Below are 6,615 nucleotides of genomic sequence, written 5' to 3'. Positions count from 1 at the left end.
ATTTACGACGTTCCATGCGTTTCCCTCCTGCGGTGTCGTGTCCTCGACGAGGGATCGCGGTCTTGACGCCGCTTCATCTTTCGCCGGTGGCCGACGTTTCTTGGTGTCCGAAATTCAATGTTCCCGGATCGCAGGCAGCATGACCAAAGGGGAACAGCAAATCAAGCTCGCTTTGGTTGTGCGCCTGCCAAGCCGATCAATGCTGCGGCGCGAACGCGGCTTCCATGGCCTTGCGCGCCTTCACCGTTTCGTTGCCCGGGTCGAATTCGACATCGCTCCACCGTACCAACGTGCCATGGGCGACGTCGTGCTTAAGCTTGAGGCGATGTGCGAGCCCGATCGGCAGGGCCCCAGCCCTGAGGCTCGCGGCCGCCGGTATCAGCTTGCCCCATACCGTGTAGCCGCCTTCGCCGTCGAGCATCTCCCCGGCACGCAAGTTACGTTTGGCCACGGCGGCGACGTCGCCGCGAAAGCCGTAAGGCTGCCCGGTGGGCTCGCCCCGCAGCGCGGCCGACAGCACCGAGATGTTCAGCTCGAGCCCGATCAGATGGTAGGGCTTGTACATCGCGGCATAGCGTCCGCTCCCATCGGTCTTGAGGCCGTATTGCCTGAAGCAATCGGCGGCATAGTCGTTGGGCGCCTCCAGTACCACATAGACGCCCCAGCGCAGGTCGCGAAACACCGGCCGGCCGTCGCGCTCGAGCGAGGAGACGACTTCGACGACACCGGATCGCTCCAGCACACCGCCGCGCGAGCGCGGCCGCATGATGTGCGGCAGATCATCGACGCCGCACGGCGGAAAAGCCAGGCCGTCCGCGGGCACGTCGAGGCCGCAGGCATTGGCGATCGCGGCCATCTCGATCGCCGATTTGGTGCCGTCGAGGAACGAGTTGAACATCTGCGGATTCATGCCGGCCGACTGCGCTTCGCCCGCGGTCAGGCCGTAATGCTGCCAGACACCGTCGGGCGTCACGTCGTGATAGGCCGGCAGGTACTTCGTGCCCTTGCCGGCGGCAATGACGTGAAATCCGGTGGCGCGGGCCCAATCGACCATCTCCGCCGTCAGCGCCGGCTGGTCGCCATAGGCGAGCGAATAGACCACGCCCGCTTTTCGCGCTTCGTCGGCGAGCAGCGGGCCCGCCAGCACGTCGGCTTCGACATTGACCATCACGATATGCTTGCCCGCCGCGATCGCGGCGCGCGCGTGGGCAATGCCGACGGCGGGATTGCCGGTCGCCTCTACCACCACGTCCATGGCGCCGCCGGCAATGGCGCGCGCGCCGTCATCGGTGAACACGGTCGCGGCGATGCGTTCGGCATCCCAGCCGACGGTCCGGCAGGCCTCGCGGGCCCGGTCGCGGTCGATGTCGACGATGATCGGCACCTCCAGCCCCGGCGTGTGCGGCACCTGTGCGAGGAACATCGAGCCGAACTTGCCGGCGCCGATCAGCGCGACACGGACAGGCTTGCCGGCGGATGCGCGGGCTTGCAGGAGGCGGAAGAGGTTCATGGGGGGTCCGAGATCGCTATGGCTGTCAGGTGACACTGTCAAACTTCGTCATTCCGGGGCGCGCGAAGCGCGAGCCCGGAATCCATTTCTCCACAAGCACTGCGGCCCGATGGATTCCGGGCTCGACGCTCCGCGTCGCCCCGGAATGACAGGTTACTCCGCCGCCTGCCGCGGTGCCCGTGCCAGCCGCAGCAGCGCGTCGTCGTCCACCGTCTTGATCGGCGTGAAATCGCGATGCGCGATGTAGTCCGGCCGGGTCGGTGTACGGATATGGTTCGAGACCGCATTCAGCGTCAGGTACACGATCTTGCGCGGATAGGGCGTGATGTTGCCGCTGGAGCCGTGCACGAGATTGCCGTGGAACATCAGCATGCCGCCGGGCTTGCCGGTGGGCGCGACGATGCCGCCTTGCTTGACGAGGCGCGTGACCGTATCCTCGTCCAGCGTCCATAGCGGATAAGAGGTGGTGGCGAGATCGTGCGAAGCCTCGAGATCGCCGGCGTTCTGGCTGCGCGGCACCAGCATCAGGGGACCGTTGATCGGCATCACCTCGTCGAGGAAGATCGCGATGTTCATCGCCCGCGGCTCCGGCATGCCGTCATCGCGCTTCCAGGTGCCGTAATCCTGGTGCCATTGCCAGACGTCGCCGGTGAAGGCCGATTTCGCGTTGATCTTGAACTGGTGCATGTAGACGGGCTCCCCGAACACCTGCTCGACCGGCTCGATCATGCGCGGATGCGCGCCGAGGATCGCGAACGCCTCGTTGTAGAGATGCGCGGCAAAGGCCGTGCGCGGCGCTCCGCTCTTCTCGCGCCAGACCTCCGGCCGGTTGGCCTCATAGATGGCGACCGCCTCGCGCGCGAGCAGGTCGACCTCCTCTTGGGCGAACAGCTCGGGCAGGAACAGCCAGCCCTCGCGGTGGAAGAACTCCAATTGCTCCTGAGACAGTTTCATGGGTCGTCCTCCTTGGTTTTGTTTGTTTTTGTCATTCCGGGGCGCGACGAAGTCGCGAGCCCGGAATCCATTTTCCCCGCAGTCTCTGCCGCCCGATGGATTCCGGGCTCGATGCTTACGCATCGCCCCGGAATGACGGTGGCAATCGCTACGCCGCCGCCTCTTCCGTCGCCCGCAATCTCTCCTCGGTCATCCGTCCCGCCGTCTGCGCGTGCGCGAGCGCGGCGCGTTCGGCCGCTTTCGCGTTGCCGCTGAAAATGTGCGCGGCAATATCGGCATGCTCCGCCCAGGCGCTGGCGCGATAATCGAGCTCGGAGAGCACCGTCGCCATCGAGCGACGCATGTGCGGCCATTGCGGCGCCATGGTCTCCTCGATCACGGGATTGCCGGCGAGCTGATAGATCGCGCGGTGAAAATCGACGTCGAGCGCGATGAGCTCGGATAGCGTGGTGTCGCGGTCGCTGCGGCGTCCGGCGGCGAGCGCTGCCTCCAGTCGCGCGCGTCCCGCTGCGTCGCTGGCCGCGCGCTGAGCGGCCAGCCCGGCCGCCAGCGCATCGATGGCGCCGCGCACCTCGTAGAGCTGACGGATGCGCGCGGGATCGAGCTGTGTCACTTCAAAGCCGCGGCGGCCGCTCTCGGCGACCAGGCCCTGCCGATGCAACAGATGCAGCGCATGCGACACCGGCTGGCGCGACACGCCGAGCCGATCGGCGAGCTCGTTCTGCCGGATGCGCTGGCCGGGCCGAAGCGTGCGGTCGGAGATCGCCTCCAGGATCCGCGCATAGACTTGGTCGATCAGGTTCGGGAGCGGGTCGAGAGGGATCACGCCGGCAGCTCCAGAAGAACGAAGGAATACGGAATTCCGTATTCGAACTTACGCTCGGCGAGGTGGAGCGTCAAGCCGTATCTCGGGCGATCCCAAGGGCTTCACGTCACCCGGGTAAGCTGTTGATTTTCCCAAGTCCGTCTACTGTGCATGGGGTTGTTTTCGCGACAACGGGTCCGGATCTGAGCCATCCAGCACCTGCACCTCCATCGCGGCGATGTCGTCCGCATCGGCAACGGCCTCGATCGCGCCGATCCGCTCGCCCGCGAACGTCACGCGCAGCGCGACCCGCAACTGTCCGCCGAGGATGACGGCAGCACCCATCTCGCCATCGACCAGCGCCGTGCGCGCCGTCCGGGCGCGGCCCTTGTAGAGCTGCGCGACAGCCTCGGCGCCGCGCACCTCCGCCAGCGAGCCGAGCCGCACCGCCGCCTGATCGGCGCGGAATACCACGTCGGGATCCAGCACCGCGAGTAGCCCTTCGAAATTGCCCTCGCGCGACGCTTTAAGGAATGCATCTACGATCCTTCGCTGCTGCGTCCGATCCGTCTCTGGCACCGGCGCGCCCTGCACGCGCCGCCGGGCGCGGCTCGCCAGTTGCCGCGAGGCATCGACCGAACGGCCGACGATCGGCGCGATCTCCTCGAACGGGACGGCGAACATGTCGTGCAGCACGAAGGCGAGCCGCTCCGCGGGCTGCAGCGTTTCCAGCACGACCAGCAGTGCCGCGCCGACGGAATCGGCCATCTCCGCCTCTCGCTCGCGGGTATCGTCGACCGGCTCGGGTACGTGCGGACCCATCGGATCCTCGCGACGCGACTTCCGGGCGCGCAGCATGTCGAGGCAGATGCGCGCCACGACCGTGGTCAGCCAGCCGCGCAAATTCGCGATGTCGGACAGGTCGTAGCGGCTGACCCGCAGCCAAGCCTCCTGCACGGCATCGTCGACCTCGGCGCGCGAGCCCAGCATTCGGTAGGCGACCGCACGCAAATGATCCCTGCTCGCCTCGAACTGCTCGGTCAGAAAATTCTCTCCGGTCATCGGTCACATTCCCTCGTCGCGATCCGTCATGCCCATGACGAAGCCAATCCGGCCGATGTGACCGGAACCTTCTAAATTCGACAGATGGAGACGCAACATGATGCACGCCCGCATGAATCATCCCGTCATGGTCCTGCCGGAGGCCATGAAGGTCCTTCAGTCCCTCGGCAACCTGACAAAGCAGGGTCTGCCGGAAAGGCTCCTCGAACTGGTGCACCTGCGCGCCAGCCAGATCAATGGTTGCAGCGTGTGCGTCGATATGCACCCGAAGGTCGCCCGCAGACTGGGTGAGACCGACGAGCGCTTGTTCGCCGTATCCGCCTGGCGCGAGGCGCCCTATTTCACGGACCCCGAGCGCGCCGCGCTGGCCCTGACCGAAGCCGTCACGCGCCTCGCCGATCGCGAGGATCCGGTGCCCGATGCGATCTGGAACGAAGCCGCCAAGCACTTCGACGAGCGCGAGCTCGCCACGCTGATCGTTGCGATCGCGACGATCAACGTGTGGAACCGCCTGAATGCGGCGATCAAAATGCCCGTCGGCGTGTGGAAGGTGTGAGCTACTTCGCCAGGAATCTGCTCACCACCTCGCCGAACTCGAGCGGCGCCTGCTCGAACATCCAGTGGCCGGCGTTCGCGATCACCGCCGTCTCGGCGCCCGCGATGTGCGCGGCCAGCACGCGCCACATCACCGACAGGCTGCCGGTGGTGGCGCCGCCGCCGATCAGCAGCGTCGGCGTCCTGATCGCCTGCGCATCGCTGAGGGTGTAGGGCCGGCGCTGCTCGTTGATCTGGCCAAGGAAGGTGAGCGCGTTGTCGCGGAGTTGTTGCTTGGCCGCAGCCGGCACGCGCCGCCAGGAACCGTCGCCCTCGATGCCTTCGTAGAAATTCTGCAGCGCGCCCTCGAGGTCGCCGCCGCGGATCATCTCGACCGATCGCGCCGTGCGGGCCGCCAGCGACGGATGCGCGGGCGTGCCTTCCGGCACAGGCAGGGATGCGTCGAGATCGCCGCCGGGCTCGGCCAGCACCAGCTTGTGCAACAGATCAGGCCGCGCCTGCGCCACGCGAAAGGCGATGTGTCCGCCGCGCGAATGGCCCATCAGGTCGACGGGGCCGGGCCTGACCTGCTCGATGAAGGCGATCGTATCGGCAACGTGCTGCGCCATCTTGTAGTCCTCGCCGACGGCGTCCCAATGCTCGGGAAAGAAGTGCCGCAGGCTGACCGCGATCACGCGATGGGATTTCGACAGCGGACCGAGCACGGAATACCAGGTGCGGAAATCACCGAGTGTGCCGTGCACGCAGACCAGTGGCGGGCCCTCACCGACCTCGAGATAGGCCATGTCGTAACCATTGACGCGGAAGCTTTGCATGGTCAGCTCGCCAGAAAATCCAAAACCACTTCGGAGAATTTCTGCGGCGCCTGCTCGAACATCGGATGCGTCGCGTTCGGGATGATCGCCGTCTTGGAATAGGGCACATGCGTGGCCAGCGCATGCAGCACTTTCGGCAAGAGGCCCTTGGTCCGCGCGCCCAGGATGAACAGCGTCGGCATCTTGATCGCCTCCGCATCCGCCTTCGAGAACGGCGGGCGGCTGTCGCGGACCTGGCCGATCAGCGTAAAGGCATTGTCGCGCAGGTTCTGCTTCACCATCGCGGGCAATCGCGGCCAGGTGCCTGGGCCTTCCAGCGTGTCAACGAAGACGGCGAGCCCGCCGTCGACATCGCCGGCCGCGATCTTCTCGGCCGAGGCCGTGAAGCGCGCCAGCAGCGGCGAGGGGCCGCCGACGTAGTCCGGATCAAGGCTCGCATCGAGCTCGCCCCCGGGCTCGGCCAGGATCAGCCGGCGTAAGAGATCGGGCCGCTGCTGCGCCACGCGGAAGCAGATATGCCCGCCGCGGGAATGGCCCATCAAATCGACCGGTCCCACATCGAGCTTGTCGATGAAGGCGATGACGTCCTCGACATGCTGGGCGATCGAATAGGTGTCACCGACGCCGTCCCAGCGCTCCGGGAAGAAGTGCCGCAGGCTGACGGCGATCACCCGGTGCCGCTGCGTCAGCGGCCCCAGCACGCAGCCCCAGACGCGGAAGTCATTCAGCGATCCATGCACGCAGACCAGAGGCGGACGGCCCCTGTCTTCGCCCACATCGAGATAGGGCATGTCGTAACCGTTGACGTGGAGGCTCTGCATGATGGACTCGGGAGAGGATTGGAACGCCTGTGCAAGATTCCCGGAAACCGGGTGGATCGCAACTATTTCCAAGCCTAGATTTGGCACGACATC

The 6,615-nt window shown here is 66.2% G+C and carries 8 protein-coding genes (1 of these 8 running past the window's edge); 1 reads left to right on the top strand and 7 read right to left on the bottom strand.

Translation table 11 applies throughout. The annotated features are described in order from the left end of the window. The 5 genes from I6F37_RS17935 to I6F37_RS17915 form a co-directional block, all read right to left on the bottom strand. Window positions 1-16 carry the 5' end (the start) of a TRAP transporter substrate-binding protein gene (locus I6F37_RS17935; RefSeq protein ID WP_035996972.1) on the bottom strand. It extends 1,073 nt beyond the left edge of the window, so only the first 16 of its 1,089 coding nucleotides appear in the window; the start codon lies at window positions 14-16; its stop codon lies off the left edge, out of view. Between the two features lie 180 nt (window positions 17-196). After that, entirely contained in the window at window positions 197-1,510 is a 1,314-nt protein-coding gene (locus I6F37_RS17930; RefSeq protein WP_109142262.1) for an NAD(P)H-dependent oxidoreductase, read from the bottom strand. 153 nt (window positions 1,511-1,663) lie between these two features. Continuing rightward, on the bottom strand, window positions 1,664-2,464 hold the full coding sequence (locus tag I6F37_RS17925) for a phytanoyl-CoA dioxygenase family protein (RefSeq protein WP_036020838.1): 801 nt from the start codon (window positions 2,462-2,464) through the stop codon (window positions 1,664-1,666). Window positions 2,465-2,612: 148 nt separating this feature from the next. Continuing rightward, the gene (locus I6F37_RS17920; protein WP_225152213.1) at window positions 2,613-3,290 is read right to left on the bottom strand and encodes a GntR family transcriptional regulator; all 678 of its coding nucleotides are present in this window, start codon (window positions 3,288-3,290) and stop codon (window positions 2,613-2,615) included. 141 nt (window positions 3,291-3,431) lie between these two features. Then, window positions 3,432-4,331: a sigma-70 family RNA polymerase sigma factor gene (locus I6F37_RS17915; RefSeq protein WP_225152211.1), complete on the bottom strand. Its 900-nt coding sequence runs from the start codon at window positions 4,329-4,331 to the stop codon at window positions 3,432-3,434. 100 nt (window positions 4,332-4,431) lie between these two features. Here I6F37_RS17915 and I6F37_RS17910 point away from each other — a divergent pair, with 100 nt between their 5' ends. Further along, window positions 4,432-4,887: a carboxymuconolactone decarboxylase family protein gene (locus I6F37_RS17910; RefSeq protein ID WP_225152229.1), complete on the top strand. Its 456-nt coding sequence runs from the start codon at window positions 4,432-4,434 to the stop codon at window positions 4,885-4,887. Between the two features lies 1 nt (window position 4,888). Here the strand turns inward: I6F37_RS17910 and I6F37_RS17905 are convergent, their stop codons facing one another. Together I6F37_RS17905 and I6F37_RS17900 are read right to left on the bottom strand one after the other, a co-directional pair. After that, window positions 4,889-5,701, bottom strand: coding sequence for an alpha/beta fold hydrolase (locus I6F37_RS17905; protein ID WP_225152209.1), 813 nt, complete (start codon window positions 5,699-5,701; stop codon window positions 4,889-4,891). Window positions 5,702-5,703: 2 nt separating this feature from the next. Then, window positions 5,704-6,522 (bottom strand): alpha/beta fold hydrolase, encoded by an 819-nt coding sequence (locus I6F37_RS17900; protein ID WP_225111502.1) that lies wholly within the window; start codon window positions 6,520-6,522, stop codon window positions 5,704-5,706. Between the last annotated feature and the right edge of the window lie 93 nt (window positions 6,523-6,615).

The organism is Bradyrhizobium sp. NBAIM08 (assembly GCF_020193935.1).
GTDB lineage: Bacteria > Pseudomonadota > Alphaproteobacteria > Rhizobiales > Xanthobacteraceae > Bradyrhizobium > Bradyrhizobium yuanmingense.
This window is presented reverse-complemented; position numbering and strand designations above follow the sequence as displayed.